Raw genomic sequence first — 26,431 nt, forward strand, 5'->3', positions numbered from 1 at the left:
GCGCAACGCCGTGCCTGTTATGGCGCAGTAAGCTGGCATCTGTTCCGGTCTGCCCGCGCCTGCGGCCTGCATCATGGACACCGTGGAAACGAACCTCGCCTCCGAGCCTCTGTATCAGCGCGTCGCGCACCACTACCGCGGCGCCATTCGCGCCGGCACGCTCGCGCCCGGCGCCCGCATGCCCTCGGTGCGCTCGATGACGCGCCTGCACCAGGTGAGCCTGTCGACCGCCTTGCAGGCCTGCCGCCACCTCGAAGACGAAGGCCTGCTCGAAGCGCGGCCCCGCTCGGGCTACTTCGTGCGCACGGCCCGGCGCCTCGCGATGCCGCCGGCACGCGAGCCCGACACCGCCGAGGCGGTCGACGCCGCGCGCTACGTCGGCATCCACGACCGGGTGTCGGCCTTCGTCGCGCAGGGCGAGCGCAGCGCGGTCAAGCACGACTTCGCCGCAGCCTATGCCGCGCCCGAGCAATACCCCGGCGAGGCGCTGAAGAACGCCGCGATGCGCGCCCTGCGCCAGCACCCCGACCTGCTGGTCAAACCCGTGGGCTCGTCGGGCGATGCCGGCCTGCGCGCCGTGCTCGCCCGCCGCGCGCTCGACGCCGGCATGCAGCTGACCGCGCACGACATCGTGGTCACGCAAGGCTGCGTGGAGTCGCTCAACGTCGCGCTGCGCGCGGTGTGCCAGCCCGGCGACACGGTGGCGGTGGAGTCACCGGCCTACTACGGCCTGCTGCAGGTGCTCGAGAGCCTGAGCCTGCGCGCGCTCGAGATCCCCACCAGCCCCAGCACCGGCCTCTCGATCGAGGCGCTGGAGCTCGCGCTGCAGACGCACGAGCGCATCCAGGCCGTCGTCGTCGTGCCGAATTTCCAGAACCCGCTCGGCTGCGTGATGCCCGATGGGCACAAGCAGCGCCTGGTCGAGCTGTGCAGCCGCTTCGAAGTGCCGGTGATCGAAGACGACACCTACAGCGCGCTCTGCGACGACGGCGTGCCGCTCAAAGCCGTGAAAGCGTGGGACCGCGACGGCAGCGTGATCCACTGCGCGTCGCTGCGCAAGACGCTCGCGCCCGGCCTGCGCCTGGGCTGGGTGAGCGGCGGGCGCTGGCATGCGCGCATCCAGATGCTCAAGTACGCGCAGAGCCGCGCCAACGAAGCGCTCTCGCAGATCACCGCGGCCGAGTTCATCGCCAGCAGCGCGTATGACCGCCACCTCGCGCGCCTGCGCCGGCTGCTCAAGGCGCAACGCGAGCAGGTGGCCGAGTGCATCGTCGCGAGCTTCCCGGAAGGCACGCGCTTCAACGTGCCGGCCGGCAGCCTCTTGCTGTGGGTGCAGCTGCCCGACGGCTGCGAGGCCCAGCGCGTGAGCGATGCGGCGCTGGAGCGTGGCATCCGCGTGGTGCCCGGGCCGCTCTTCTCGAACTCGAAGCGCTACGACAACTGCCTGCGCATCAGCAGCGGCTTTCCCGTCACGGCCGAGGCGCAGCAGGGCTTGCGCGAGCTGGGGCGCCTCGCGGGGAACCTGATCAGCGCGCGGCCTTGATGCGCGCCTGCAGCGCGGCCCAGCCCTCGGGCCCCAGCCGTTCCATCGTCTCGATGTTGGCCTCGTAGATCGCCTCGGCCTCGGGGAAGGCCGCCACCGCCCGGTCGATGCTCGCCTCGCGCAGCAGGTGCAGCGTGGGGTAGGGCGCGCGGTTGGTGGCGTTGCCCACGTCGTCGGCGTCGGTGCCGGCGAACTGGAAGTCGGGGTGGAAGCTCGCGAGTTGCAGCACACCTTCATGTCCAGCCTCGGCCAGCGCGTCTTCGGCGAGGCCGAGGAAGTCGTTGAAGTCGTAGAAGTCGTGCAGCACCTGCGGGTGGATCAGGAGCGTGGTGTCGACCTCGGCCGGGTCGGTGTCGGCAAGCCGCTGCATCTCGGCGAGCAGCTCGGCGAGCAGTGCCTCGGGGTCGGTGGCTTCGCTCACCACGTAGCGCACCTGGCCCTTGGCGTGCACGGCCTTGGCGAAGGGGCAGAGGTTGAGGCCGATCACCGCGTGTTCGAGCCAGGCGCGGGTTTCGGCGATGACGGTGCTGGCGTGGGGCGTGTTCACGGTGGGCCGTGGTGGTGGGAGGTGCAGAGCATCCCACACAGCGCGGGTGCTTGACGGAGCTGTGGCAGGCGCGATTCAGGCGCTTCGCGCCAGGGAGCGGCGAGCCTCCGCTGCGGCCAGTGCGACGAGTGCGATGACGGCGAACGCGGCACCCGCCAGGAACGTGGTCGCTGCCCCAAGATGGTCCCACAGCAGGCCGGCGATGGCGCTCGCCGCCAGCATGGCCAGGCCGCTGACCAAGTTGAATAGGCCGAAGGCGGTCCCGCGCAGGTCCTCTGGCGCCGTGTCTGCCACCATTGCAGCGAGCAGCCCCTGCGTCATGCCCATGTGCAGGCCCCACAGGGCCACGCCGAGCAGCATCACCGGCCAGCCTGACGCGAAGGCGAGCGTCAGGTCGGCGGCGACAAGTGCTACCAGGCCGCAGGCCAACAAGGCGGCGTGGCTCATGGTGTCTGCGAGCTTGCCAAACGGGTAGGCGCTGAACGCGTAGGCGAGGTTCATCGCCACCATCACCAGCGGCACAAAACTGGCCGCCACGCCGAGCTGCTCGGCCCGGAGCACCAAAAAAGCTTCGCTGAAGCGTGCGAGCGTGAACACGCCGCCAATCGACACCACGGCCCAGTAAGCAGTGCCCAGGCGCCGCAGAGACTCAGGCCGGATGGGGTTGACCGCAGTGGGCCCAGGCGTGGACTCGGGCTCTCGCACACCGAAAAGCAGCAGCGCCACCGCCATCAAGGCCGGCACCACTGCCAGCCAGAACACCGCGCGGAAGTCGCCGAGGAACAGCAGCATCAGCGCGGTGGCGAGCAGCGGGCCGACAACGGCGCCCACGGTGTCGAGCGACTGGCGCAGCCCATAGGCCGCGCCGCGTTGATCGGCGCCGACCAGATCGGCCACCAGCGCATCGCGCGGGGCCCCACGAATGCCCTTGCCGATGCGGTCGACGAAGCGTGCTGCGACGACCAGGCCGGCGCCCTGGGCCAGCGCGAAGGCGGGCTTGGTCAGCGCACCCAGGGCATAGCCCACCACGGCGAGCAGCTTGCGCCGGCGGAAGTAGTCGCTGAGCGCACCCGAGAAGACTTTGACGATCAGCGCCGTCGACTCGGCGACGCCCTCGATGAGCCCGACCACCAGCACGCTCACGCCCAGCGTGCCCACGACGAACAGCGGCAGCAGGCTGTGAATGAGCTCCGACGAGACGTCCATCAGCAGGCTGACGAAGCCGAGAACCCAGATCGCGCGTGGCAGCGGTGGTTTGGGCGATGCCCCGTCGCGAGTCGGCTGGTGGCGCATGGGAGTGGCCTGATGCGAAGTCGTTCAGGATTGTGCGACTTCGATCCCGGTGACCTTCCTGCGATCGGTGGTCATGCCGGCGCCGATGTGAAATGGCGCCGCATCACATTCCCACGGGGCATGTCACCCCGGTGTCGATTCCGCCACGATCCATTGCTGCATCTTCTCGACCTCACGGCGAGGATGCGCGTCGGCCCGGATCAGCCAAAAGCCATAGTTGGACGCGCAGGGCGGGTTTTCGTCGACGACCACCAGCTGTCCAGAGGCCAGCAATGGCTGAATCAGTTCAAGCCGACCCAGCGCCACGCCTTGGCCTGCCAGCGCTGCCTGGATCGTGTGGTCATATTGATTGAAGTGGACCATCCCTCCAGGCTTGGCGGCAGCCCAGCCACGAGCCTCGAGCCACCCGGCCCATTGCAGCCAAGGGTGACGCGGCGAGTCGAACTCCAGCAGAACCTTCGAGCGCAGGTCTTTGGGCCCGCGCCATGGGGTTGACGCAAGCGACGGGTGCGCGACAGGGGCGATCGACTCGCCAAACAGCTGGATGGCGCCCTTGGGCGCATGCGCGGCAGCGGTGTAGCGAATGGCCAGATCGACACCTTCCTTGTGGATGTCGGAAACCTTGTCGCTTGCCGCGATTCGCACGTCCAGCCCCGGATGGGCCTTCTGGAGTCGGCTCAAACGAGGCAGGAGCCACAGCGCGGTGATGCCGATGCTGGCCGTGACGGTGACGGGCCGCGACTTGCCTTGAGCTTTCAAACCGGCCGTCACGTCTTGCAGCTGTTGCACGGCGACATCGGCAAGGCGGAACAGGTGCTCGCCTTCAGGCGTGAAGGTGACGGCGCGATAGGCCCGGACCAGCAAGCGCACGCCAAGGTGTGCCTCCAACGCATGAACCTGGCGGCTCACCGCCGATTGAGTGACGCACAGATCGTGGGCTGCGAGCGTGATGCTCATGCGTCGCCCGACCGCGACGAAACCTCTGATCAGATCGAGCGGTGGCAACTGAACCAAGGGAAGTGACATTCGTGCAACTCATGTCGTGGTACCGAAAGGTCGATTGAAGCAGATCCGAAGCGGCTCTCCAATGCGTCGAAGGATGAACCACATGAACAATGCGCCTCGCTCTTCCGTTTGGACTCTCGCAGCTTCTGGGGGGCTCATCATGGGCCTGGCACTTGGCGTGCGCCATGTTCTGGGGCTGTTCATGGTCCCGGTCACGCTCTCGCATGGCTGGACGCGAGAAACCTTCTCGATGGCACTCGCGTTGCAAAACCTGACTTGGGGCCTCACCCAGCCCTTTGTCGGGATGGTGGCCGATCGCTACGGCAGCGCGCGCGTCATCGTCGCGGGGCTGATCTGCGGCGCGCTCGGCCTGCTGGTCATGGCGACTGCGACCACACCTGTGCTTTTCATGGTCGGTGCCGGCTGTCTGATGGGGCTTGCGTTGTCGGGTACCGCGTTCGGTGCGATCTATGGCGCGCTTAGCAGGCTGGTGGCGCCGGACCGCAGGGCATGGGCCCTTGGCGTGGCGGGGGCCATCGGGGGGTTGGGACAGTTCATCCTGGTGCCAGCCGCACAAGCGTTGATCGAGGCCTACGGATGGAGCGCGGCATTTGCAGTTCTCGCCGCGGCCTTGGCAATCGCCCTGCCATTGGCCCGGCAGTTGCGCGACCAGGCGGTGTACGGTGAGGCGGTGCAAGCGGGTGGCATGCGCCAGGCCATCGCTGAAGCGTTTGCGCTGCCATCCTTCTGGCTGCTGAACCTCGGCTTTCTGGCATGTGGCTTTCAGCTGGCATTCATCGCGAACCACCTGCCAGCCTATCTCCTGGACCGCGGCTTGCCGGCTTCGAGCGCCGTGACCGCGCTGGCGCTTGTCGCCCTGGCCAACGTGGCGGGCACGTATGCATGCGGCGTGCTGGGCGCAAGGTTCAGGCGCAAATACCTGCTGGCGTGGGTCTATCTGCTCCGCACGGCAGCGATGGCCGTGTTTGTGCTGGCGCCGCTCAGCGCGCTCTCGGTATATGCGTTCGCCATCGTGATGGGGCTGCTGTGGCTGGGAACCGTGCCCCTGACGAATGGCCTGGTGTCGCAACTCTTCGGTGTCCGCTACCTCAGCACACTGTTTGGGTTCGTGTTCCTCGGCCATCAACTCGGCGCATTTCTGGGCAGTTGGCTTGGCGGTTTCGTCTTCGAGTCCACGAGGTCCTACGACCTGGTCTGGCTGCTTTCAATGGGACTGGGCTTGCTTGCCGCGGCGTTGCACTTCCCGATCCAGGATCTCGCACCGAGGCGGGTGTCACCCGCATCCTCGTGAAGGCACGCACCTTGGTGGGCGCCGTCCTTGGCGGGTTGCTGTTGGCCGGTGCGGCTGGCGGGGGAGTCGTGCTCTGGCGTGATGCTGCGTTGTCGGCCGGCCTCTACCTGGCGCTGAGGCTCTGCGGGTGAATCCGCATGCATTGCCGCGCCGCGGCCACTGCCTCAATAGAGAACCAGGCAGCGTGCCTCGATGCTCTCCCGCGGAGGGGCGCCCTCTGGCATGCCGGGATGGTCGAACGCGGCATGGAGCACGAACCGCGAGACGCCTTGCGTTTGCGAGTCGTACTGCTTGAAGACGAGCGCTTCATCGCGATCCATGCGCGAGAAATACGACCAACGATGCGCTTGCGAAAAGCGGCCTTGATAGATCTCACCGGTGCGATGTGGATACCGTACTTCGCTGTGGACCAGGTCCGCTGTGGCGACCGTGCGCGCGTCGCAAAGCGCGAGGGGCGTGTCGACCACCGGCCCCCCGATGGACCGCCACACATTCACGATCGCGTGTCGCCGGCCTTGGGCGGCGGGAAGCGCATCGCCCAGCACGAGCCCGAGTCTTCGTCTTCCTGAGGATTCGGTGTAGTCGTTGTGAACCCGCCCGTTAGCTGAAGCCACACCACGGCCGTCCTTTCGCCCGAAACCAAGCGGCCCTCGGGCGGCTTCTCGCCGGCGCAGCAGGTGGTCGAAGACGAACGCCTGCTCCGCGCCAGTAGCTCCTAGCACCAGCTCGGCGATTTCCGGGTAATGCACTTCACGCACCGCGGCCTCGTCCGTGAAATCATCGATGCCGCTGTGCGATGGCAGCAGCTCGAACCCCTCCCGGTCGATTGACGGCCGAGTGGTGCGCGCATCTGAAATTTGCACGCGATGCTGCTCGTAGGAGGCGCCTTCCCACGGAACGCCAGGAGGTGGCTCAGACACGTAGCTGAACGGGCGCTCGCCATACGCCGGCACCACAAAACTCAGGCACGCTTCGACGTCACCGCTTGCTGGCATTTGCATGGGCAGGTTCTCCTTGGACGAAGGAGATTTGAGCGTCGGAAGTTTTTTCGCTCAAACGACATTTGCACCCGTCGGGATGCGCCTGACGAATGTCAATCCATGCCGGCGCTCTCGACTAGCCAGGCGCCTTAGGCCGCCACCCCGAAGAGCGCGCCGACGCCCGCCGTCAGGGCCATCGCCAGCGCCCCCCAGAACGTCACACGCCCCGCGGACAAGAGCACGCCGGAGCCTCCGGCACGCGCCGCGATGGCGCCGAGTGCCGCCAGGAAGACGAGTGAACTGATCGCGACGCCCCACATCAGCACGGAGACCGGCAGCAGGAGCACCACCAGCAGCGGCAGCGCCGCACCGGCCGCGAACGTGGCCGCCGAGGCCAACGCCGCCTGCACCGGCTTGGCTGCGAGCGTCTCGGAGATGCCGAGTTCGTCACGCGCATGCGCTCCCAGCGCGTCGTGTGCCATCAGCTCGGTGGCCACGCTCGACGCCAAGGCTTCGCTCAGGCCGCGCTGGCGGTAGATGGCGGTGAGCTCGGCGTGTTCCTGCTTCGGGTCTGCGGCCAGCTCGGACCGTTCTCGGGCGAGGTCGGCGCTCTCGGTGTCGGCCTGCGAGCTCACCGAGACGTACTCCCCCGCCGCCATCGACATCGCTCCGGCCACGAGGCTCGCCACCCCCGCCACGAGGATGGCCCGGGTGCCGGCGCCCGTGGCCGCCACGCCGAGGATGAGGCTGGCCGTCGAGACGATGCCGTCGTTGGCGCCGAGGACGGCGGCCCGCAGCCAGCCCGTGCGGTGCGTTCTGTGTCTTTCGCTGTGTCGCATGTGATGTCGAGGTCTTGCTCTTTTGATCGTGAACAAAGGATGAACGCGCCGTTCAGTTTGCATGCAGGTGGTGAGTTCCACAATGACATCCAACAGAAAGGCAGCGTCTCGAAGGAGCCCTCCCATGCGATACCCAAGCACTTGGCGCCACGGCGTCGTGGTTCTGTCACTGGGTGCGGCGATGCTCCCCGCGTGGGCGGGTGACGACTGCGATGCGCCGCTGAGCCGTTGGCAGTCGCGCGACGCCGTGCGGCAGATGGCCGAGGCGAAGGGCTGGCAGATCCAGCGGCTGAAGATCGACGACGGCTGCTACGAGATCCGCGCCACCGATGCCGAGGGGCGCGCCTTCAAGGCCAAGCTCGACCCCGAGACCCTGAAGGTGCTGAAGATGAAATCGGGTGATCACGAGCGCGAGCGCGAGCGAGCACGCCATCGTGATCGCACCCCCGCAAGCTCACCCGCCTCGGCGCCGGATGTGCCGCCACGCCGTTGACCGAACGATCACCACGCCCTAGGAGCACCCTCATGTCCAAACCCCTCCTGACCGCCCTGGCCGCCGCCTGCGCGATGGCCTTGCCCGCCGCGGCACAGAGCCGCCCCTTCACGCTGAGCACCCAGCTCAAGAACTACGGGGGCAACGGTGCCTACCTGGCCGTGTACCTCACCGATGCGAAAGGCGCCTACGTGCGCACGCTGTGGGTGGCGGGCGGCAAGGCCAAGTACCACAAGCACCTGTCCGACTGGAGCCGCCTCTCGGCCGGCGACGCCAAGCGCCTCAACGGCGTCACTGGCGCGAGTGTCGGCGCCGGGCGCTCGCTCCAGGTCACGGCCGATCTGGCCGATGCCTTGATCGATGCGGGCTACGAGATCCGCATCGATGCGGCGGCAGAAGACATGCGCGACAGCCCGTCGGAGGTTCGTGTGCCGCTGACCAAGGCCAACGCCGGCAAGCCGCAGGCGGGCAAGCAGTACATCCAGTCGGCCACCTTCCAGCTTCAGTAGCCGCGCACGCATGGGCTGGAAGGCGATCCACCGCTGGCTGGGCCTGACGCTCGGCACGCTGGCGGTCGTGCTGGGCATCACCGGCGCCGTGCTGGCGGTCGACCCGGTCCAGCAGGCCTGGCAGGCCCCGGCGGCCCCGCGCGACCTGCCGGTGGCCACCCTGGTGGCGCGTGTGACGGCCACGGTGGCGGGTGCGGAAGAGATCCGCCGCCTGCCCTCGGGCGCCATCGTGGTGTACAGCTTCGCGGGCGACCAGCCGCAGGCCTCCTACGTCGACCCTGCCGATGGGCGGGTGCTCGGGGCGTGGCAGGCCTCGACGCTGCCGCGCTGGGTCAAGAACCTGCACCGCTCGCTGCTCCTGGGCGACACCGGGCGCTGGGGTGCGGCCATCACCGCGCTGGTGATGGCGGTGCTGTGCGTGTCGGCGCTGGTGCTCCTGCTGCGCCGCATGGGTGGGTGGCGGCGGCTCGCGGGCCGGGTGCGGGGCACGCTCGCGCAGCGCATCCACGTGGTGGCGGGGCGCGTGCTGCTCGTGGTGCTGGGCCTCACGTCGATCGCGGCGCTCACGATGAGCGCCTCGACCCTCGGCCTGGTGGAGCTGGACGCACGCGTCGAGCCCGAGGTGCTCTCGGTGGTGACTGACCCGCCGGCTGCCGTGCTCCCCGGGCCGCAGTTGGCCGCGCTGCAAGGCCGGGTGGTGGGTGACCTGCGCAAGCTCACCCTGCCCAGCGCCACCGACCCCGAAGACACCTGGAAGATCGCCACCACGCAGGGCCAGGGTTGGATCGACCGCTACTCGGGCCAGATGCTGGCCTGGCAGGACGCGACCCTCGCGCAGCGCGTCTACGACTGGGCCAGGCTGCTGCACACCGGCGAAACGGCCTGGCCGTGGGCGGTGGTGCTCGGGGTCACCGGTGCGAGCGTGCTGCTCTTCTGGCTGTCGGGCGTCGTCATCTGGTGGCAGGCGCGTGGCCAGGCGCCGCGCATCACCGGCAATGCTGTGCTGGCGCAGGCCGACGTGCTCATCTTCGTGGCGAGCGAGGGCGGCAGCACCTGGGGCTTTGCTCAGACGCTGCACGACGCGCTGAGCAAGAGCGGCCACCGCGTCCACACCGGCGCGCTGGAGGACTTCCGCACCACGGCCGCCACGCGGCATGTGTTCGTGCTCGCGGCGACCTATGGCGACGGGCAGGCTCCGGCGCACGCGAGCCACGCGCTCGACACCATCGCCCGGCTCGACGCTGGCGCCGCGCCGGTGACGGTGCTCGGCTTCGGAGACCGCCAGTACCCCACCTTCTGCGCTTTCGCCGTGGCGGTGGACCATCTGCTGCGCCAGCGCGGCTGGCCCGCGCTGCTGCCACTCGAATGCATCCACCAGCAGTCGAGCCAGCAGTTCGCGCGCTGGGGCGATGCGCTCGCGCAGGCGCTGGGCGAACCGCTGGTGCTCGAACACGTGCCGCGCCTGCCGCGCACTGCGACGCTCACGCTCACGGCCCGGCAGGACTACGCCGGCGCCATCGGGCAGCCGGCGTCGATCCTGCGCTTTGCGTGGCCCGACGGCACCCTCGGCACGCGACACGGGCTGGCCCGGTTTGCGGCCGGCGATCTCGTGGGCATCGTGCCCCCAGGGTCGGCCGTGCCGCGCTACTACTCGCTCGCGTCGGGCGCACAAGACGGCTTCCTCGAAATCTGCGTGCGCCAGATGCCGGGCGGCCTGTGCTCCAACCACCTGCTCGGCCTGAAGACGGGTGAGACCATCACCGCCTTCATCCGACCCAACCCCGGCTTCGCCCTGCCGCAGAGCCGCAAGCCCGTGCTGCTGATCGGCGCCGGCACGGGCGTGGCGCCGCTGGCCGGCTTCATCCGCCGCAACGACCGGCGCCAGCCCATGCACCTCTACTTCGGGGGGCGCGACCCGGCGCGCGATTTCTACTTCGGCCCCGAGGTGCAGCACTGGCTGGGCGAGGGCCGCCTCACCACCTTGCACACGGTCTTCTCGCGCGTGCCCGACGGCGGCGGCTACGTGCAGAACGCCTTGCGCCGTGACGCCGAGCGTGTGCGCAGCCTCGTGGCGCAAGGCGCGCTCGTGCGCGTATGCGGCAGCCGCGCGATGGCGAATGGTGTGGCCGAGGCGCTCGACGAGCTGCTGGCGCCGTTGCGCGTCAGCGTGTCGATGCTGAAGGCCCAGGAGCGTTATGCCGAAGACGTCTTCTGAGCGCACCACGCTGCACGGCCCCACGATGGGCACGCGCTGGTCGGCCACCGTCGACGCTGAGCCCGGTCTCGACTTGGCCGCGTTGCAGCGCGACCTGGCCGCCGCCGTGCAACGGGTGGACGAGCAGATGTCGCCGTGGAAAGAGACGAGCGATCTCGTGCGCCTTAACCGTGCCCCGCTCGACACCTGGGTCGACCTGCCCGCAGGAATCATGGAAGTGCTCGACGCCGCGCTCGAGGTGCACCGCCTGAGCGCCGGCGCCTTCAACCCCTGCGTGGGCGCGCTGGTCGATGCCTGGGGCTTCGGCCCTGCGCGCGACGCGCCCGATGCGCAGGCGATCCGTGCCGCGCGCGACGCCGCGCCGCGGGCCGCGCATGAAGCCCTGGAGCTGGACCGGCCCGCAGGCCGCGCGCGCAAGCATGCGGCGCTGCAGGTCGACCTGTGTGGCATCGCCAAGGGCTACGCGGTGGACCGCATGGCCCAGGTGCTCCAGCAGCATGGCGTGCGGCATGCGCTGGCCGCGCTCGACGGCGAGTTGCGTGCGGTGGGCGGCCAGGCCGATGGCACGCCCTGGGCCGTGGGGCTTGAGCGCCCGGAGGCCGGGCGCCGAGCCGTGCACGGGGTCCTCGAACTGGAAGACCTCGCGGTGGCCACCTCGGGCGACTACCGCCACTACGTCGAAGTGGGCGGCACGCGCCTCGCGCACACGATGGACCCGCAGCGTGGCGCACCTGTCAACAACGCCGTGGCCTCGGTCACCGTGCTGGCCCCGACCTGCATGCAGGCCGACGCGTGGGCCACGGCGCTGCTGGTGGCGGGGCCCGCCCAAGGCCCGGCGCTGGCGCAGCGCCTGAAGTTGGACGTGCTCTTCCTGCTGCGCCACGCCGACGGCCTGACCGAGCTGGGCTTGGGGCGCTTCGGGATGGCCGATTCACCAGTCTTCCTTGACCGCCAACGCCATCTGCCGTGACGCCGCACTGCGCGCCGCCAGCCAGGCCGTGACGGTGCCGGCCACCACCACCGCCGCGCACAGCAGCGCCAGCCGCCCGCCGGGCAGCGCCATCTCCATCGTCCAGTGGAAGCTCTGCGGGTTGACCACCTTCACCAGCACCACGCTCACGGCAAGGCCGAGCACGAGGCCGAGCAGGGCGCCGGCGCAGGTCCACACCGCGCCTTCGGCGGCGACGACTGCGAGCACCTGGCGGCGTGTGAAGCCCAGGTGCGCAAGCAGGCCGAACTCCTTGCGGCGTGCGAGCACCTGCGCCGAGAAGCTCGCCGCGATGCCGAAGAGCCCGATGCCGATGGCGACCGCCTGCAGCCAGTAGGTGACGGCGAAGCTGCGGTCGAAGATGCGCAGCGACACCGCGCGCAGCTCGCCGGCCGTGGCGAACTGCAGGGACTCGGCGTCAGCACCCGCCAAGGCCCGCAGCGATTGCTGAAGCGCCGTGAGGTCGGTGCCGGGCTGCAGGCCGAGCGCGAGGTCGGTGATGCGCGTGTCGCCGCTCAGGCGCCGGTAGTCGTCGGCGTGCAGGATGACCGCGCCGTGCTGGTGGGCGTAGTCGCGCCACACCCCGCGCACGAGCACCTCGATGCGTTTTCCATCGGGCAGTGGCAGGGTGGTGCGTTGGCCCGGCCGCAGGTCGTACAGCCGCGCCATGCCTTCGCTCACGTAGGCGGCGGTGGCGCCGGGCGGCAGCGGCACCAGCGGTCCGACGAGGGGCAGCGACTGCGCGGCGTCGGTGATGTCGCGGGCCATCAGGGCGACGGGCGGGCGCTCGGCGGCGAGCTGCACGGTGGCCGCGCGCTGCGTGATCACGCGGCGCACGCCGGGCAGTCGCGGTGCCTGCTCCACCAGGGTTGGCGGCAGGCCCGCGCTGTCGCCCGAGGGCACGCGCACGTAGAGGTCGGCGGGCAGCACCTGGTCGAGCCAGTCGACCATCGAATCGCGGAAGCTCGTGACCATCACCGTCAGTGCCACCGAAAGGCTCAGGCTTGCCACCACGCCGGCCACCGCGATGGTGGCGGTGTGCCGCTCGTGCCGGGCCCGCTCGACGGCCAGCAGCGCGAGCGCCTGGCGCGGCGGCGGCAGTGCCTTCAGCAGCAGCCCCACGCCGGCCGGCACGCAGGCAATGCCACCGAGCAGCAGGCAGGCCACTGCGGCGTAGGCGGGGAGTGGCAGCTCGGCCACGGGTGGCAGCAGCGCGAGCACGCCCGCGGCCAGCAGCATCGCGGGGCCGAACCACACGAAGCCCGCCGGGCCGTGCGCGCTGCTGAGCCCCTTCAAGGCCTGCGCCGGTGCCATCTGCTGCGCGGCGCGGGCCGGCACCCACGCGCCGACCACCGCCGCCGCCACGCCCAGCGTGCCGTACAGCGCGGCCGCCCAGACGCTCAGCTGCAGCCGCGGGGCGACGCCGGGGAAGTACCCGCCACCGAGATCCCCCGCCAGCAGGCGCAGCGCCAGCGCCGCGAGGCCGGTGCCCAGCAAGAGGCCGATGGCGCTGCCGACGATGCCGAGCAGCAGCGCCTCGAAAAGCACGAGCCGCAGCCGCTCGCCGGCCGAGAGGCCCAGCACGCCGAGCAGCGCAAACTGCGGCTGCCGCTGCGCGACCGAGAGCGAGAGGATCGAGAACACCAGGAACGCGCCGGTGAAGAGCGCCACCAGCGCCAGCACCGTGAGGTTCACGCGGTAGGCGCGCGACATGTTCGACGCGCGTTCGGCCGATTCGTCGGGCGAGGCGGCGCGCAGGCCCTCGGGCAGCGCGAGTGAGCGCAGCACGGCGGCGCGGTCGGCGCCGGGCTGCAGGCGCACGTCGAGCCGGCTCAGGCGGCCGAGCCAGCCGAAGCGCGTCTGCACGGCGGCGATGTCCATCACCGCGAGCGGCGGGCCGCCGGCGGCGATGCGGCCTTGCACCTTCACGCTGGCCCAGCCGTCGGGCGTCTTGAGTTGCAGCGGGCCGTTGCCCAGGCGCTGCCGGGCGGCGTCGTTCAGGAACACGGCGTCGGGCGAGAGCAGGGCGAGCCGCTCGGCCTCGTCGTTCACACGCGGCATCAGCGTGGGCGCGACGGGGGCGGCGGAGAGGGCATCGAGCCCGAGCAGCTTCAGCGAAACGCGCTCGCCCGAGGCGGCCTGCGCCTGCCCGTCGAGCTCGATCACGGGGCTGGCCACACGCACCTGCGGGTGCCGCGCCACGCGCTCGTAAAGCGCTTCGTCGAAGCCGTCGCGCTGGGCGCGCAGCTCGAAGTCGGGCTGACCGTTGACCGAGCGCACCGCGGCGCCAAACTCGGCGAGCGCCGACTGGTTGATGAGTTGCACCGAAAACGCCAGCGCCACACCCAGCACGATGGCGAGCAGGGCGGTGAGCGTGCGCAGGGGCTGGTGGCGCCACGCGGGCCACGAGACGTGGCGCAGCAGGGCGAAGGCGGTGGAGGTCACCGCCCGATTGTGGTCTGGCGGCGCGGGCCGATCAGGCGGGCACGCGGTAGTCCTTCTCGCCCAGCAGGTCGATGCCGCATTCGAGCCGCTCGGCCCACTCGATGAACTCGCGCACGGCCGGGCCTTTCATCGGCGAGCCGTGCTGCGGCACGATCATGTGGATGTCGAGCCCGCGCACCATCTGTGCCCAGTGGCGCATGACCTTGTTCGACACCATGTAGCGGCGGTGGAAGCCTTCCATGCGCGGCACGTGGCCGGCCAGCCGCGTGACGAACTCCTGCGCCTGCGCGCCAGTGCCCATCGAGGCGCCGAGGTCGCCCGAGAAAAGGATGCGGCTCACCGGGTCGTAGAACTGGAAGTTGCCCTCGGAGTGCAGGAAGTGCGCCGGCAGCGCCACGAGCTCGCTGCGCCCCACCGGCACGCGCATGCCCGGGTCGGGAATGCCGACGATGCGGCCGTCGGTCTTGCCCGACTTGCAGAAGTGCGGAATGAAGCGCTCCCACACGCGCGAGATGTAGATCTTGGCCTTGGGCGTGGCGGTCATCCAGCGGTCAAGCGAGGCAATGATGTCGGGGTCGGCGTGCGAGGCGAAGATGGCCGAGAGCCGCTGCGGCGCGAAGTGCCGCGTCATCGCGAGGTACAGCTCGCCGTAGGCGAGGTTGCCGCCCGGGTCGATGATCGCGCCGGTGTCGCCGTCGATGATCAGGAACTGGTTGGACTGCACGACCTCGGTGCCTTCCTGGCAGAGGTCGGTGAACATCAGGCACTGGTGGCCGTCGTGGTTGTAGAGCTCGATGGGCATGGGGCCGCAGCTTAGGGATTCGCGCCGCGCCACCCCTTGCGCGCCGTCAAGCCGGCGCGGTGGCGGTCACACCCTGCAACGAATCACGGCGCGATGCCGTTCTGTCGCAGTGTGAGCACACGGTCGGCGTGCTCGGCGGCGTGCAGCGAGTGCGTGACCAGCACGCACGCCGCACCCTGCTCGCGCACCTGCGCGGCGAGCAGCGCCATCATCTTCTCGGCGGTCTCGGGGTCGAGGTTGCCGGTGGGCTCGTCGGCGAGGATGAGCTTCGGCCCATGCACCAGCGCACGCGCCAGCGCCACGCGCTGCAGCTGCCCGCCCGAGAGCGTGCGCGGCAGTCGCTCGCCGAGTGCGCCGAGGCCCACCGCGTCGAGCAGCGCGCGCACGCGCGCGGCGTCGGGCCGGCCTTGCAGCAGCAGCGGCAGGCCCACGTTGTCGGCCACGCTCAGGTGGGGCAGCACGTGGAAGGCCTGGAACACGAAGCCGAGCTGCGTGCGCCGCAGGATGGCCTGCTGCGCTTCGGTGAGGTGGGTGATGTCGGTGCCGGCGATGAGCACGCTGCCGTCGTCGACGGTGTCGAGGCCGGCGATGCAGTTGAGCAGCGTCGACTTGCCCACGCCCGACTCGCCGAGGATCGCGACGAACTCGCCTTCGGCCAGCGTGAGGCTCACGTTGCTGAAGACGGTGCTCTCGCCATAGCGCTTGGCGAGCGAGCGGATCTGCAGCAGGTCAGGCATGGCCCATCGCCTGCACGTGCTGCTGGGCGAGCGCCACCACCTGCTGCACCGCATCGGGCGCTTCGCAGGCCACCACCTGCCGCTGGGGCATGCTGCGCAGCCAGGTGATCTGGCGCTTGGCCAGCTGCCGCGTGGCGGCGATGCCGCGCTCGGGCAGGTCGTAAAGGTCGTCGGCGTCGAGCGCTTCCCAAGTCTGGCGGTAGCCCACGCAGCGCATCGAGGGCAGGTCGGCGTGCAGGTCGCCGCGCTCGCGCAGGGCCTGCACCTCTTCCACCAACCCGTGTTCGAGCATGGCGTGGAAACGCTGCGCGATGCGCTCGTGCAGCCAGGCGCGGTCGGTCGGCTCCAGCGAAATGAGCGGGGCGTGCGCCAGCACCTTCTTCTCGCTGTGGAACGACGACATCGGCTCGCCGCTCACGCGGTAGACCTCGAGCGCGCGCGTGATGCGCTGCTGGTCGGCGGGCTTGAGGCGCGCGGCGGTGATCGGGTCGACCCGCTGCAGCTCGCGGTAGAGCGCATGCAGGCCTTCGCGCTCCAGCTGCTCGTAGAGCGCGGCACGCACGCCGCGGTCGGCGGCGGGCATGGCGTCGAGCCCTTCGAACAGCGCCTTGTAGTACAGCATCGTGCCGCCCACCAGCAGCGGCAGTTTGCCGCGTGCGCGGATCTCGGCGATGAGGCGCTGCGCGTCAAGCACGAAGCGCGCGGCCGAGTAGGCCTCGGCCGGATCGATGATGTCGATGAGGTGGTGCGGCGCGCGGGCCAGCTCGTCGGGGCTGGGCTTGGCGGTGCCGATGTCCATGCCGCGGTAGACGAGCGCCGAGTCGACGCTCACGATCTCGACCGGCAGCACGTCGGCGATGGCCAGCGCCGAGGCGGTCTTGCCCGAGGCGGTGGGGCCGGCGAGGCAAAGGTAGTGGTGATCGGTGCTCATGCGGGTGATGCCGTGGAGGCGCGGTGAGGCTCGCCGTGGCGCTGCACCAGCGTCCACGCCACGAGCGCGATGCCCACGCCGAAGAAGCCCACGCCGAGCGTCATCGGGTAGACGGTGCCGTCGAGGTGCTTGCCGAGCCACAGGCCCACGAGGAAGGCGCTGATTGACATGCCGAAGCCCGAGAGGGACGCGGCCGTGCCCGCCTTCTCGGGGAAGGGGCCCACCGCGCCCGCCTGCCCGCAGGGCTGGTGGATGCCGTGGCCCAGCGCGTAGAGCCACTGCGGCACCGCGATGGCCCACACGTTGTGCACGCCGAGCAAGCTCAACGCCGCCATGCTCACGCCGCCCGCGAGCGACAGCGCGCCGCCCACAGCCACCGCGCCACGCAGGCCGCGCGAGAGCAGCAGGCGCCGGCACAAGAAGGTGCCGGCGGTGTAGGCGATCGAGCTCGACAGCAGGAAGGCGCCGTAGCCCGCGCGGGAGCTGCCCAGCACCTCGATGAACACGAACGACGAGCCGGCGAGCGTGACGAAGAGCCCGCCGTAGGTGAGCGCCGAGAGCGCGGCCCAGGCGAGGAAGGTCGGGTGCGAGGCGACGCTGCGCCAGTTGCGCAGCATCGGGGCGATCTGCGTGGCGCTCGGGTTGCGCACCGGCACCGTCTCTTCGAAGCGCCAGACCACGAGGCCGAGCGCGACCGCGCCGAAGACCGCGAGCACGGTGAGTGCCGCATGCCAGTTGATGTACTCGACCAGCACGCCGCCGAGCAGCGGGCTCGCCATCGCGATGGTGCCGAGGCCGGTGAGCGCGCGCGACATCACGCGCGCCCCGTCGTGCGGTGCATAGAGGTCGCGGATGATCGAACGCCCGCAGGTCACGGCGGCTGCCATCGCCGCGCCTTGCAGCGCACGCCACAGCACCAGCCAGCCGATGGCCGGGGCCGCGGCGCTGAGCACGCTCGCGATCGTGTACAGCGAGAGGCCTGCCAGCAGCACCGGCCGGCGGCCGAAGCGGTCGGCCAGCGGGCCGCACACCAGCTGGCCGAAGCCGAAGCAGATGATCAGCGCCGACAGCGTGAGCTGCGCCGAGGCGATGGTGGCGCCGAGGTCGCGCGTGAGCGCGGGCAGGGCCGGGAGGTAGAGGTCGGTGGTGACGGGCTGGATGCCCATCAGGAGGGTCAGCAAAAGCACCACCGTGGCTGGGCTCATCGCCACACGGTGGGCCGCGGGGGCGGCCGGGGTCGGGATCATCGCGAGAGGGTAGCAGCCTTGATACGATGCCGCTCCCGTTCGATTGCCGGAGCTGTACCGATGCTGACGAAATCCCGCCGCCTTGTGGCCCTCTGCGTTGCGCTGAGCTTCGGCGCCGTGCACAGCGCGCAGGCCGTCGAGCTGATCACCGCCGAACAGGTGGTGCAGCGCGCGGCCCAGGGTGAGGCACAAGGGCGTCTGCGTGCGGTGCTCGAACGCAGCGACGTGGCCGCCGCGCTGGCCGAACGTGGCGTGACCGTCGAGCAGGCGCGTGCGCGGGTCGCGGCGCTGAGCGACGACGAAGCGGCGCAGCTGCTCGCCGAGATCGACGCGGCGCCCGCGGGGGCGTCGGGCGAACTGATCGGCACGCTCATCCTCGTGTTCGTGATCCTGGTGTTCTCCGACATCCTCGGCTTCACGCGCATCTTCCCGTTCCTGCGCCCGGCCCGTTGAGCTGACGTGCGCCGGCGCGCCTGCCTTGCGCTGACGCTCGCGCCGCTGGCCGGGTGTGCGGTGCAGGCCGAGGCCTGGCTCGCCGAGGCGCCTGCGGGCTTGCCGACACGCGCGGAGCTGTCGCGCACACCGTTCTTTCCGCAGACCGAACTGCATTGCGGCCCGGCCGCGCTGGCCACGGCCCTCGGGGCGACGGGCATCGTGGCATCGCCCGAGGTGCTGGGCGGCGAGGTGTTCCTGCCCGCACGCGGCGGCAGCCTGCAGGCCGAGATGCTCGCCGGGGCGCGACGGCATGGCGCGGTGGCGGTGCGCATTCCGGGCACGGTGGAAGCGGCGCTGCGCGAGGTGGCGGCCGGTGACGTGGTGGTCGTGCTGCTCAACCTGGGCCTGGCCATCGCGCCCCGCTGGCACTACGCGGTGGTGGTGGGCTACGACCTCGACCAGCGCGAGCTGCTGATGCGATCGGGCACCACCGAGCGCGACCGCATCGCCCTGCGCACCTTCGAGCACACCTGGGCGCGCGCGGGGCACTGGGCCTTCGTTGTCACCTTGCCGGGCCGTTGGCCTGCCACGGCAACGGTGGATGCGGCGGTGGAAGCCGCTGTAGGTTTCGAGCGCAGCGCGTCAGCAGCGCAAGCGTTGAAGGTCTACGAGAGCGGCCTCGCGCGCTGGCCCGACAGCCTGCCGCTGGCCATCGGCCTGGGCACGAGTGCACATGCGGTGGGTGACACGGCGCGGTCGAAAGCGGTGTTCCGCCGCGCCGGCGAGCAGCACGGCAGCGGCGCTGCGTGGCTCAACCTCGCGCGGCTCTTGCAAGCAGAAGGGAAACGCGACGAGGCCCTCGCCGCTGCGCAACGCGCGCTGCGTGACCCGCGGTGGGAACGGCAGGCTCGGGAGTGGCTTGCGCGGTGAAAGGGCTTCGACAGGCTCAGCCCGAACGGATCCTGGGACCCGCACCGTTCGCCCTGAGCCTGTCGAAGGGCCCGATCAGCCCACCATGCGGCCGTAGCGGTCGAGCGCGACCAGCTCGACATACTTCGAGCCCTGCGTGCTGCCCGGCGTGAACTGCACGGTGTAGCCGCCCAGGTCGGCGCGCAGGTTCGACAGCGCGTCTTTGATGCCGCGCTTGTTGGCGCCGGCACCGCGCATGGCGTTGCGCGTGGCCTCGACGGCGATGCGGCCGCTGATGTAGCCCTCGAGCGTGGCCACGTTCACGCGCTCGTCGCTCTTGATCGCGGCGAGGTCTTGCTGGCAGCGGCTCACCACCTGCAGGCCCATCGCCGACGGGCGTGGCACCACCACGCTCAGGATGGCGCTCTGGCCGCGCGAGGTGAGGGTCTCGATCAGGTCCTGCCCCGCCATCGACGAGGCGTAGAAGAGGCCCTTGTACCGGGCCGCGTGCATCTGGTCGATGATCGCGGCCACCGGGGCGGCGTTGGTCACGAAGAGCACGCAGTCGAGGCTGGCGCCGGCGAGCTTGGTGGCGGCGGCCTGGAACGAGGCCGGGTTCTGGTCGACGGCGATCACCTCGCGCGGCGCGATGCCGGCGTTGGCGAGCGCGCCCGTCATCGCACCCAGGTTGGCCGGCGTGATGCCGACCTGGTGCACCAGGCCCACGCGCAGCAGGGCGCGCTCATGGGCGTAGGTCACCATGCGCTTGAATTCGAGGTCGTGGCCGGCACGCACGTGGAAGGCCGAATGCACCTTCTCGTTGCGCAGGCCCATCGTGCCGCTGGCCGGGCCCACGAGGGCCATCTGCTGCTGCTCGATGGCGCTGATGGCGGCTTCGGTGCCGGCGCCGCTGGTGAGGCCCACCAGTGCGGCGACGTTGGAGCCGAGCAGGGTGCCCACGTTCTGCACGCAGCGCTCGGGCGAGCCGGCGTCGTCGAGCGTGATCAGCTCGAAGCGCGTGCCGCCCGTCTTGGAGGCTGCTTCGAACGCGGCCACGATGCCGGCGCGCACGTCTCGCGCGTGTTCGGAGCCCACGCCCGTCATGGCGGCCGACTGGCCGAACTTGATGACGTTGGTCTGCGCCAGCACGCGGCCCGCAAACCCGGCGCCCAACGCGCCCGCCACACCCCCAACGATCAGATTTCTGCGATTCATTTGAAGCACCCCTGTGGTCTTGCGACAGGTGCGCATTAGCCGCCCGATCGGGGTGTTACGGCGTGTCTGCTTGTTGCACGGCTTTTGCCACGGCAAGGGGGTGGACCCCCTTGTTTAAGGGGGAAATTGCACGAATCGAGGTCCGGGTTTGCCCTGGAAATGAAGTTACGCGGCGTTACGAACTCAGTGAATCACCGTGCAATTCCTTGAATCCAGCCGCTGCCCGCGGGCGATCAGCGCAACGAGATCTTCACGTTCTTGAGCTCGGTGTTCTCGAGGATGGCGTCCATGCCGCGCTCCTTCCCGAGGCCCGATTCCTTGAGGCCGCCGAAGGGTGCGTCAGCCGAGGCCTTCATGCCGCTGTTGATCGAGATGTTGCCGATCTTGAGCGCCTTCGCCACGCGCAGCGCACGCGCCGAGTCGCGGGTGTAGACCACGCCGGCCAGGCCGTAGCGGCTGTCGTTGGCGATGCGCACCGCCTCCTCTTCCGTCTTGAAGCGGATGACGGTCTGCACCGGGCCGAAGACTTCCTCCTGCGCGATCTGCATGCCGTTGTGCGCATTGAGCACGAGCGTGGGCGCGATGAAGCAGCCTTGGGCGAGTTCCTTCCGGCCACTGAGGTCTTGCACCACGTCGAGCGTGGCACCGGCTTCTTTCGCGCCTTCCAGGTAGCCCTGCACGCGCTTCAACTGCGCCGGGCTCACGAGCGGGCCCATGTGCGTGTCGTCGAGTTCGGGCAGGCCGACCTTGAGCTTGGCGCAGGCGGCACGCAGCTTGGCGGTGAACTCGTCGGCGATGGCCTCGTCGAGCAAGAGGCGCGTGCAGGCCACGCAGATCTGCCCGGTGTTGAGCATGATGTCGCTCGCCGCGAGCTTCACGGCCTTGTCGATGTCGGCATCGGCGAACACGATCAGTGGCGACTTGCCGCCGAGTTCGAGCGTGAGGCGTTTGATGCGGTCGGCCGCGGCGCGGAAGATCGATTTGCCCGTGACCGTGCCGCCGGTGAACGAGATGCGCTCGACCAGCGGGTGTGCGACGAGCGCGTTGCCCACCGTGCGGCCGGGCCCGTTGACGATGTTGACCACGCCTTCGGGGAAGCCGGCTTCGAGGATCGCAAGGCCCAGCTCCACCGACGACAGCGGCGTGATCTCGCTCGGCTTGATGACGACCGTGTTGCCCGCGGCCAGCGCCGGCGCGAGCTTGCTCAGCGTGAGCGTGAGCGGGTAGTTCCACGGCAGGATCATGCCCACCACGCCGAAGGGCTCGCGCAGCGTGAAGTTCATCAGCGAGGTGTCGGCCACGTTGAGCGTCTGCCCGCCCAGGCCCATCGCCACGCTCGCGAAATAGTCGATGGTGTCGGGCAGCACCGCCATCGACTGCCGCGTGAAGGTGATGGGCCGGCCGACGTTGAGCGTCTCCAGCCACGAGACCTGCTCCATGCGTTTCGCGAAGGTGGCGGCGAGCTTGCGCAGCAGCTTGGCGCGGTCGCGCGCCGAGGTCTTGCTCCACACGTTGTCATACGCACGCTGCGCAGCCTTCACCGCGCGGTCCACATCCGCCTCGTCGGCCTCGTAGGCGCTGGCGAGCTTCTGGCTGAGGCTGGGGTTGAAGGTGTCGAAGGTGCGCTCGGACTGCGAGGCCACCTCCTTGCCGTCGATCAGCATCGGGTAGGGCGCGGTGCGAAGAATGTTGTCGGGGATCATGGTCGTCCTGGGGTAGGGTTCAGATCGTTCGCCCCGCGTTCGCCCAGTACGGCGCGCGCAGTTGGTTCTTGAAGAGCTTGCCCATGCCTTCGCGCGGCAGCGCGGCGTGGAAGTCGACCACCTTGGGCACCTTGTAGCCGGCGAGGCGCTCGCGCACCCAGGCGCGGATGCTCTCCGGCGTGGGCGAACGACCGGGGGCCGGCACCACCGCGGCGGCCAGCGCCTCGCCGTACTCGGCATCGGGGATGCCGAACACCGCCACGTCGAGCACCTCGGGGTTGGCGAGCAGCACGTGCTCGATCTCGGCGGGGTAGATGTTCACGCCGCCCGAGATCACCATGTCTCGCTTGCGGTCGGTGATGAAGAGGTAGCCCTCGGCGTTGAGGTAGCCCATGTCGCCGTTGGTGATGTGGCCGTCGCGCTCGATGCTCTGGCGAAGCTGCGGGTCGTTCTTGTAGGTGAAGGGCAGGGCGTTGTCGCCGGGGTTCACGTAGATCTCGCCGACCTCACCCGTGGGCAGGATGCGGCCCTCCCCATCGAGGATGCGCAGCGAGAAGCCCTCGACCGGCTTGCCCACGGTGCCCGGGAAGCGCAACCACGCTTCGCTCGTGCCGAGCGTGACGAGCCCGGCCTCGGTGGAGCCGTAGGTCTCGGTGAGGATGGGGCCCCACCAGTCGATCATGGCGCGGCGCACCTCGGGCGGGCAGGGCGAGCCGCCGTGGGTGGCGTTCTCGAGCGTCGACACGTCGTACTTCGCGCGCACGGCCGGGCTCAGCTTGAGCAGGCGCACCAGCATCACCGGCACGAGCGACAGGTGCGTGAGCTTGTAGTGCTCGATGGCCTGCAGCAGCAGCTCGGCGTCGAAGCGCGGCATGACCACGATCACGTCGGCCATCTCCAGCGCGAGGCGCGCGCCCGCATTGGGCCCGGCGTGGTACAGCGGGCCGACGACGGCCGTGCGCATGCCTTCGCGTGCACGGTTGACGAGGGCCCGCACGCGCAGTTGCCCGGCGTGCTGGGCCGGGGTGCCGGGCAGGCGCATCACGCCCTTGGGGCGGCCGGTGGTGCCCGAGGTGTAGAGCAGCGTGCCGAGCGTGGGCACGGGCGCGGCACGCCAGGGCTCGAAGCCGCTGCGCCACGCGGCCCAGCGCAGCACGCCGTTGGGGAGCGTGGGTTCGCTGCCGGCCAAGCCATAGGCGCAGGCGATCTCGGGTGGGGTTTCCACCGCGATCACCGTCACCTGCGGTGGCACCACCGCCGCCACCTGCGCCAACAGGTCGTCATGGATCACCAGCACCTTGGCGCCGCTGTCGGCGAGCAGGAAGCCGGCCTCGTCGGCCTGGAAATGCCAGTTCACCGCCACGAGGTAGGCGCCCAGGCGGTTCACCGCGAGCATGGCCTCCATGTAGGCCAGGTCGTTGCGCATCATCACCGCCACGGCGTCGCCCTGGCCCACCCCGAGGGCCGCGAAGCCCGCGGCCGCGCGAGCGGCATTCAGGCGCAAGGTGCTCCCGCTCATGCGGCGCTCGCCGCAGATCAGCAGTTGGTGGTCGGGGTTCAAGCGATGTTCTCCAGCGTCTTCAATCAGGTGAGGTGGGCGGCGGCGTCGGCCATCAGTGCGTGCACGGTGTCGGCGATGGACTCGCGCTTCGTCGCGAAACCGATCGAGGGGCCCATCGACACCATGCCCTGCTGCACGTCGCCGCCGCGGTAGCAGAGGTCGCGGGTGGTGGTGCCCTTGATGCGGTCGCCGAACTCGGGGTGGCTGCGCGCGCCGTCGGCTTCCATCTGCTGCACGATGCGCGCGTTGTCGTTGGCGAGCACGCGCCAGGTGTCCTTGAGCGTGCGCAGGGCGGTGGTCGACGCGTCTTCGTCGCAGCCGATCAGGTGGTTCTTGTAGTTCTCGTGCGCCCAGACCTCGTGGCAGGTGAGGAAGCGTGTGCCCATCACCACGCCGTCGGCGCCGAGCGCGAGCGCGGCCAGGATCTGCCGGCCGCTGCCGATGCCGCCGCCGATGACGAGCGGGATCGTGATCCGATCCACGGCGTAGGCACCCATCACGAAGGCTGGCAGCTCGTTCATGCCCGGGTGGCCGCCCGCTTCCATGCCGACGAGGCACACCGCATCGGCGCCGAGCGCTTCGGCCTTTTGCGCGTAGCGGATGCGCGAGGCCTTGTGCACCACGATGCCGCCGCCGTCGTGGATGGCCTGGAAGAGCGGCTCGGGGTTCGCCGCCACGGTCTCGAAATGGCGCACGCCTTCTTCGAGCGCGATCTCGATGTGGCGCGGCACGGCCTCGTTCTGGGCGTTGCGCGACGAGAGCGTGAGGTTCACGCCGAAGGGCTGGCCTTGCGTGAGTTCACGGCAGAGCTTCAGTTGATCGCGAAACGCATCGAGCGTGTCGAACGAGCGCGGCGTGATGAAGCCCATGCCACCGGCGTTCACGATGCCGGCGACGTAGCGCGCGTCTGACAGCCACATCAGCCCACCCGCGAGGATGGGGTGCGTGATGCCGAAGAGCTCGGTGAGGCGAGTCTTGAACAAGCCTTGGCTCACAGCATCGTGAACCCGCCGCTCACCCCGATGCTCTGCCCGGTGATGAACGCGGCGCGGTCGGACGCGAGGAAGGCGACCATGCCCGACACGTCTTCCGGCTTGCAGAGCCGGTTGAGGCCGCGCGAGATCGGGTAGGCCTTGAGCATCTTGGCCAGGCGCTCGTTGTTCTCGGGCGTGGAGCTTGGGGCAAGCGCGCCGTCCTTGATGCCTTCGTGCGAGACGGCGCCGAGCGCGATCACGTTGACGTTGATGCAGTCCTTGCCGTGCTCTTGCGCGATGGCCTTCGAGAAGCCGAGGATCGCGGCCTTGGCGCCGGAGTACACCGCGAGGTTGGCCTCACCGACACGCCCCGCCTCGGACATGATCGAGACGATCTTGCCGCCGCGCTTTTCCACCATGCCGGGCAGCACCGCCTTGCAGCAATACAGCATGCCGTAGACGTTGAGGTCGACGATCTTTTTCCAGCCGATCGAATCGGTCTGCAGGAACTTCGGCGGGATGCCGCCTTTCTCGCGCCGCTCGGGAATGATGCCGGCGTTGTTGACGAGGATGTCGATGGTGCCGAAGGCGGCGGTGCCGTCGGCGATCATCCTGTCGACGGCCGCTTCGTCGGTGATGTCGGCGACGGCCGCGCGGGCCTGGCCGCCGGCGTCGTTGATCTCCTGCGCCACGGCATTCGCGCGCTCGGCGAAGAGGTCGTTCACCAGCACGTGCGCGCCTTCTGTGGCGAGGTCGAGGCAGATGCGCCGGCCCACGCCCTGGCCACCGCCGGTGACGAGGGCGACCTTGCCCTTGAGATGCAGATCCATGGAATGACTCTCCTTGTGCAAAAAAATGCCGCTCGCCCTGAGCTTGTCGAAGGACCTGCGAGCCACTCGCTGGCTTCGACAAGCTCAGCCCGAACGGTGGTGTGGGGTGAGTGACGTCAGCGGCCCTTGAAGACCGGGGCGCGTTTCTCGACGAAGGACTTCATCCCTTCCTTGCGGTCTTCGCTGTCGACCACCATCGTCGCGGCATAGCGTTCGAATTCGAGGCCCGCCTCGATGCCGACCTCGATGCCGAGGTTGATCGACTGCTTGGCGAAGCGCAGCGCGAGTGGCGCGTTGCGCGCGATCTTGGCGGCCATCTCGAAGGCGGCGTCCATCAGTTTCTCGGGCGCGACCACGTGGTTGACGAGGCGGATCTCGTGCGCACGCTGCGCATCGATGATCTCGCTGGTGAAGATCAGCTCCTTGGCGATGCCCACGCCCACCACGCGCGGCAGGCGCTGCGTGCCGCCGGCGGCGGGGATGACGCCGATCTTTCCTTCCGGCAGGCCGAAGCGGGCGGTGCTGGAGGCGATGCGGATGTCGGCGCACAGCGCGAGCTCCAGCCCGCCGCCGAGCGCCACGCCGTTGATGGCCGCGATGATGGGCTTCTCGAACTCCTCGATGTTGCGAAAGAGCTGGTGCGTGGCCTTCTGCTTCACGTAGTAGTCGGCGGGGTGCGTCTGGGTGGCGGCGCGCTCCTTGATGTCGGCCCCCGCGCAGAAGGCGCGGTCGCCCACGCCGGTGAGGATCACGCTGCGCACGCTGTCGTCGTTTCGCGCGAGGTCGAGGATGGCCGCCTGCAGGTCGGGCTTCATCGTGCCGCCGAGCGTGTTCATGCGCTCGGGGCGGTTGAGGCGGATCACGGCCACGCCGTCCTTCACCTCGTACAGCAGGGTCTCAAATGGCATGTCGGTCTCC

Annotated in this window: 24 protein-coding genes; 8 read left to right on the top strand and 16 right to left on the bottom strand. The window is 69.7% G+C overall.

From position 1 onward, the window contains the following. Positions 1-73 precede the first annotated feature (73 nt). Positions 74-1,543, top strand: coding sequence for a PLP-dependent aminotransferase family protein (locus tag KF892_00705; GenBank protein MBX3623502.1), 1,470 nt, complete (start codon positions 74-76; stop codon positions 1,541-1,543). Here the strand turns inward: KF892_00705 and KF892_00710 are convergent. The 3 genes from KF892_00710 to KF892_00720 form a co-directional block, all read right to left on the bottom strand. Beyond that, on the bottom strand, positions 1,527-2,090 hold the full coding sequence (locus KF892_00710) for a DUF1415 domain-containing protein (GenBank protein ID MBX3623503.1): 564 nt from the start codon (positions 2,088-2,090) through the stop codon (positions 1,527-1,529). The genes KF892_00705 and KF892_00710 overlap by 17 nt on opposite strands. A gap of 75 nt (positions 2,091-2,165) precedes the next feature. Then, the gene (locus tag KF892_00715) at positions 2,166-3,383 is read right to left on the bottom strand and encodes an MFS transporter (GenBank protein MBX3623504.1); all 1,218 of its coding nucleotides are present in this window, start codon (positions 3,381-3,383) and stop codon (positions 2,166-2,168) included. A 123-nt stretch (positions 3,384-3,506) separates the two neighbouring features. After that, positions 3,507-4,409 (bottom strand): LysR family transcriptional regulator, encoded by a 903-nt coding sequence (locus tag KF892_00720; GenBank protein MBX3623505.1) that lies wholly within the window; start codon positions 4,407-4,409, stop codon positions 3,507-3,509. Positions 4,410-4,548: 139 nt separating this feature from the next. Here KF892_00720 and KF892_00725 point away from each other — a divergent pair, with 139 nt between their 5' ends. Next, the gene (locus tag KF892_00725; GenBank protein ID MBX3623506.1) at positions 4,549-5,700 is read left to right on the top strand and encodes an MFS transporter; all 1,152 of its coding nucleotides are present in this window, start codon (positions 4,549-4,551) and stop codon (positions 5,698-5,700) included. 164 nt (positions 5,701-5,864) lie between these two features. Here the strand turns inward: KF892_00725 and KF892_00730 are convergent, their stop codons facing one another. Together KF892_00730 and KF892_00735 are read right to left on the bottom strand one after the other, a co-directional pair. Further along, on the bottom strand, positions 5,865-6,695 hold the full coding sequence (locus KF892_00730; GenBank protein ID MBX3623507.1) for a methyltransferase: 831 nt from the start codon (positions 6,693-6,695) through the stop codon (positions 5,865-5,867). A 134-nt stretch (positions 6,696-6,829) separates the two neighbouring features. Next, positions 6,830-7,519: a VIT family protein gene (locus KF892_00735; protein ID MBX3623508.1), complete on the bottom strand. Its 690-nt coding sequence runs from the start codon at positions 7,517-7,519 to the stop codon at positions 6,830-6,832. A 124-nt stretch (positions 7,520-7,643) separates the two neighbouring features. On the opposite strand from KF892_00735, the gene KF892_00740 reads away from it, so the two are divergent. From KF892_00740 to KF892_00755, 4 genes are read left to right on the top strand one after another with little or no spacing between them, the layout of a single operon-like run. Then, positions 7,644-8,012: a PepSY domain-containing protein gene (locus KF892_00740; protein ID MBX3623509.1), complete on the top strand. Its 369-nt coding sequence runs from the start codon at positions 7,644-7,646 to the stop codon at positions 8,010-8,012. 32 nt (positions 8,013-8,044) lie between these two features. After that, a complete protein-coding gene (locus tag KF892_00745; GenBank protein ID MBX3623510.1) occupies positions 8,045-8,521 on the top strand; it encodes a DUF2271 domain-containing protein in 477 nt (158 codons plus the stop codon). A gap of 10 nt (positions 8,522-8,531) precedes the next feature. After that, positions 8,532-10,736, top strand: a complete 2,205-nt coding sequence (locus KF892_00750; protein ID MBX3623511.1) for a PepSY domain-containing protein — start codon at positions 8,532-8,534, stop codon at positions 10,734-10,736. Then, positions 10,717-11,706: an FAD:protein FMN transferase gene (locus tag KF892_00755; GenBank protein MBX3623512.1), complete on the top strand. Its 990-nt coding sequence runs from the start codon at positions 10,717-10,719 to the stop codon at positions 11,704-11,706. Before KF892_00750 ends, KF892_00755 begins: the two co-directional genes overlap by 20 nt. On the opposite strand, the gene KF892_00760 is transcribed toward KF892_00755, so the two are convergent. The 5 genes from KF892_00760 to KF892_00780 form a co-directional block, all read right to left on the bottom strand. Continuing rightward, positions 11,668-14,148, bottom strand: coding sequence for an ABC transporter permease (locus KF892_00760; GenBank protein MBX3623513.1), 2,481 nt, complete (start codon positions 14,146-14,148; stop codon positions 11,668-11,670). The genes KF892_00755 and KF892_00760 overlap by 39 nt on opposite strands. Positions 14,149-14,200: 52 nt before the next feature. After that, positions 14,201-14,971: an FprA family A-type flavoprotein gene (locus KF892_00765; GenBank protein ID MBX3623514.1), complete on the bottom strand. Its 771-nt coding sequence runs from the start codon at positions 14,969-14,971 to the stop codon at positions 14,201-14,203. Positions 14,972-15,054: 83 nt separating this feature from the next. After that, entirely contained in the window at positions 15,055-15,708 is a 654-nt protein-coding gene (locus tag KF892_00770) for an ABC transporter ATP-binding protein (protein MBX3623515.1), read from the bottom strand. Beyond that, the gene (gene miaA, locus KF892_00775) at positions 15,701-16,639 is read right to left on the bottom strand and encodes a tRNA (adenosine(37)-N6)-dimethylallyltransferase MiaA (GenBank protein ID MBX3623516.1); all 939 of its coding nucleotides are present in this window, start codon (positions 16,637-16,639) and stop codon (positions 15,701-15,703) included. The genes KF892_00770 and miaA overlap by 8 nt, the downstream gene beginning before the upstream one ends. Continuing rightward, on the bottom strand, positions 16,636-17,886 hold the full coding sequence (locus KF892_00780) for a multidrug effflux MFS transporter (protein ID MBX3623517.1): 1,251 nt from the start codon (positions 17,884-17,886) through the stop codon (positions 16,636-16,638). Before KF892_00780 ends, miaA begins: the two co-directional genes overlap by 4 nt. A gap of 63 nt (positions 17,887-17,949) precedes the next feature. Between KF892_00780 and KF892_00785 the strand changes: the two genes are divergently transcribed. Next, the gene (locus tag KF892_00785) at positions 17,950-18,339 is read left to right on the top strand and encodes a PA2779 family protein (GenBank protein ID MBX3623518.1); all 390 of its coding nucleotides are present in this window, start codon (positions 17,950-17,952) and stop codon (positions 18,337-18,339) included. Positions 18,340-18,345: 6 nt separating this feature from the next. Then, positions 18,346-19,251 carry a PA2778 family cysteine peptidase gene (locus KF892_00790; protein MBX3623519.1) on the top strand — a complete coding sequence of 302 codons (906 nt, stop codon included), beginning with the start codon at positions 18,346-18,348 and terminating at the stop codon, positions 19,249-19,251. Between the two features lie 75 nt (positions 19,252-19,326). Here the strand turns inward: KF892_00790 and KF892_00795 are convergent, their stop codons facing one another. From KF892_00795 to KF892_00820, 6 genes are all read right to left on the bottom strand, one after another. Beyond that, positions 19,327-20,445: an ABC transporter substrate-binding protein gene (locus tag KF892_00795; GenBank protein ID MBX3623520.1), complete on the bottom strand. Its 1,119-nt coding sequence runs from the start codon at positions 20,443-20,445 to the stop codon at positions 19,327-19,329. A gap of 233 nt (positions 20,446-20,678) precedes the next feature. Further along, on the bottom strand, positions 20,679-22,148 hold the full coding sequence (locus KF892_00800) for an aldehyde dehydrogenase (protein ID MBX3623521.1): 1,470 nt from the start codon (positions 22,146-22,148) through the stop codon (positions 20,679-20,681). A gap of 19 nt (positions 22,149-22,167) precedes the next feature. Beyond that, complete coding sequence (locus KF892_00805) at positions 22,168-23,709, bottom strand: AMP-binding protein (GenBank protein MBX3623522.1); 1,542 nt, start codon at positions 23,707-23,709, stop codon at positions 22,168-22,170. Between the two features lie 23 nt (positions 23,710-23,732). Beyond that, a complete protein-coding gene (locus tag KF892_00810; GenBank protein MBX3623523.1) occupies positions 23,733-24,692 on the bottom strand; it encodes a nitronate monooxygenase in 960 nt (319 codons plus the stop codon). Positions 24,693-24,700: 8 nt separating this feature from the next. Next, positions 24,701-25,513, bottom strand: coding sequence for an SDR family oxidoreductase (locus tag KF892_00815; GenBank protein ID MBX3623524.1), 813 nt, complete (start codon positions 25,511-25,513; stop codon positions 24,701-24,703). Positions 25,514-25,629: 116 nt separating this feature from the next. Then, positions 25,630-26,421 carry an enoyl-CoA hydratase/isomerase family protein gene (locus KF892_00820; GenBank protein MBX3623525.1) on the bottom strand — a complete coding sequence of 264 codons (792 nt, stop codon included), beginning with the start codon at positions 26,419-26,421 and terminating at the stop codon, positions 25,630-25,632. Positions 26,422-26,431 lie beyond the last annotated feature (10 nt).

Origin of the sequence: Rhizobacter sp., from assembly GCA_019635355.1 — a bacterium.
Taxonomy (GTDB): domain Bacteria; phylum Pseudomonadota; class Gammaproteobacteria; order Burkholderiales; family Burkholderiaceae_C; genus Rhizobacter.

Coding starts and splice junctions, on each gene's coding strand:
- KF892_00705 (MBX3623502.1), top strand. CDS start 74: ATGGACACCGTGGAAACGAACCTCGCCTCCGAGCCTCTGTATCAGCGC.
- KF892_00715 (MBX3623504.1), bottom strand. CDS start 3,383: ATGCGCCACCAGCCGACTCGCGACGGGGCATCGCCCAAACCACCGCTG.
- KF892_00720 (MBX3623505.1), bottom strand. CDS start 4,409: ATGTCACTTCCCTTGGTTCAGTTGCCACCGCTCGATCTGATCAGAGGT.
- KF892_00725 (MBX3623506.1), top strand. CDS start 4,549: ATGGGCCTGGCACTTGGCGTGCGCCATGTTCTGGGGCTGTTCATGGTC.
- KF892_00730 (MBX3623507.1), bottom strand. CDS start 6,695: ATGCCAGCAAGCGGTGACGTCGAAGCGTGCCTGAGTTTTGTGGTGCCG.
- KF892_00735 (MBX3623508.1), bottom strand. CDS start 7,519: ATGCGACACAGCGAAAGACACAGAACGCACCGCACGGGCTGGCTGCGG.
- KF892_00740 (MBX3623509.1), top strand. CDS start 7,644: ATGCGATACCCAAGCACTTGGCGCCACGGCGTCGTGGTTCTGTCACTG.
- KF892_00745 (MBX3623510.1), top strand. CDS start 8,045: ATGTCCAAACCCCTCCTGACCGCCCTGGCCGCCGCCTGCGCGATGGCC.
- KF892_00750 (MBX3623511.1), top strand. CDS start 8,532: ATGGGCTGGAAGGCGATCCACCGCTGGCTGGGCCTGACGCTCGGCACG.
- KF892_00755 (MBX3623512.1), top strand. CDS start 10,717: ATGCCGAAGACGTCTTCTGAGCGCACCACGCTGCACGGCCCCACGATG.
- KF892_00765 (MBX3623514.1), bottom strand. CDS start 14,971: ATGCCCATCGAGCTCTACAACCACGACGGCCACCAGTGCCTGATGTTC.
- KF892_00770 (MBX3623515.1), bottom strand. CDS start 15,708: ATGCCTGACCTGCTGCAGATCCGCTCGCTCGCCAAGCGCTATGGCGAG.
- miaA (MBX3623516.1), bottom strand. CDS start 16,639: ATGAGCACCGATCACCACTACCTTTGCCTCGCCGGCCCCACCGCCTCG.
- KF892_00780 (MBX3623517.1), bottom strand. CDS start 17,886: ATGATCCCGACCCCGGCCGCCCCCGCGGCCCACCGTGTGGCGATGAGC.
- KF892_00795 (MBX3623520.1), bottom strand. CDS start 20,445: ATGAATCGCAGAAATCTGATCGTTGGGGGTGTGGCGGGCGCGTTGGGC.
- KF892_00800 (MBX3623521.1), bottom strand. CDS start 22,148: ATGATCCCCGACAACATTCTTCGCACCGCGCCCTACCCGATGCTGATC.
- KF892_00815 (MBX3623524.1), bottom strand. CDS start 25,513: ATGGATCTGCATCTCAAGGGCAAGGTCGCCCTCGTCACCGGCGGTGGC.
- KF892_00820 (MBX3623525.1), bottom strand. CDS start 26,421: ATGCCATTTGAGACCCTGCTGTACGAGGTGAAGGACGGCGTGGCCGTG.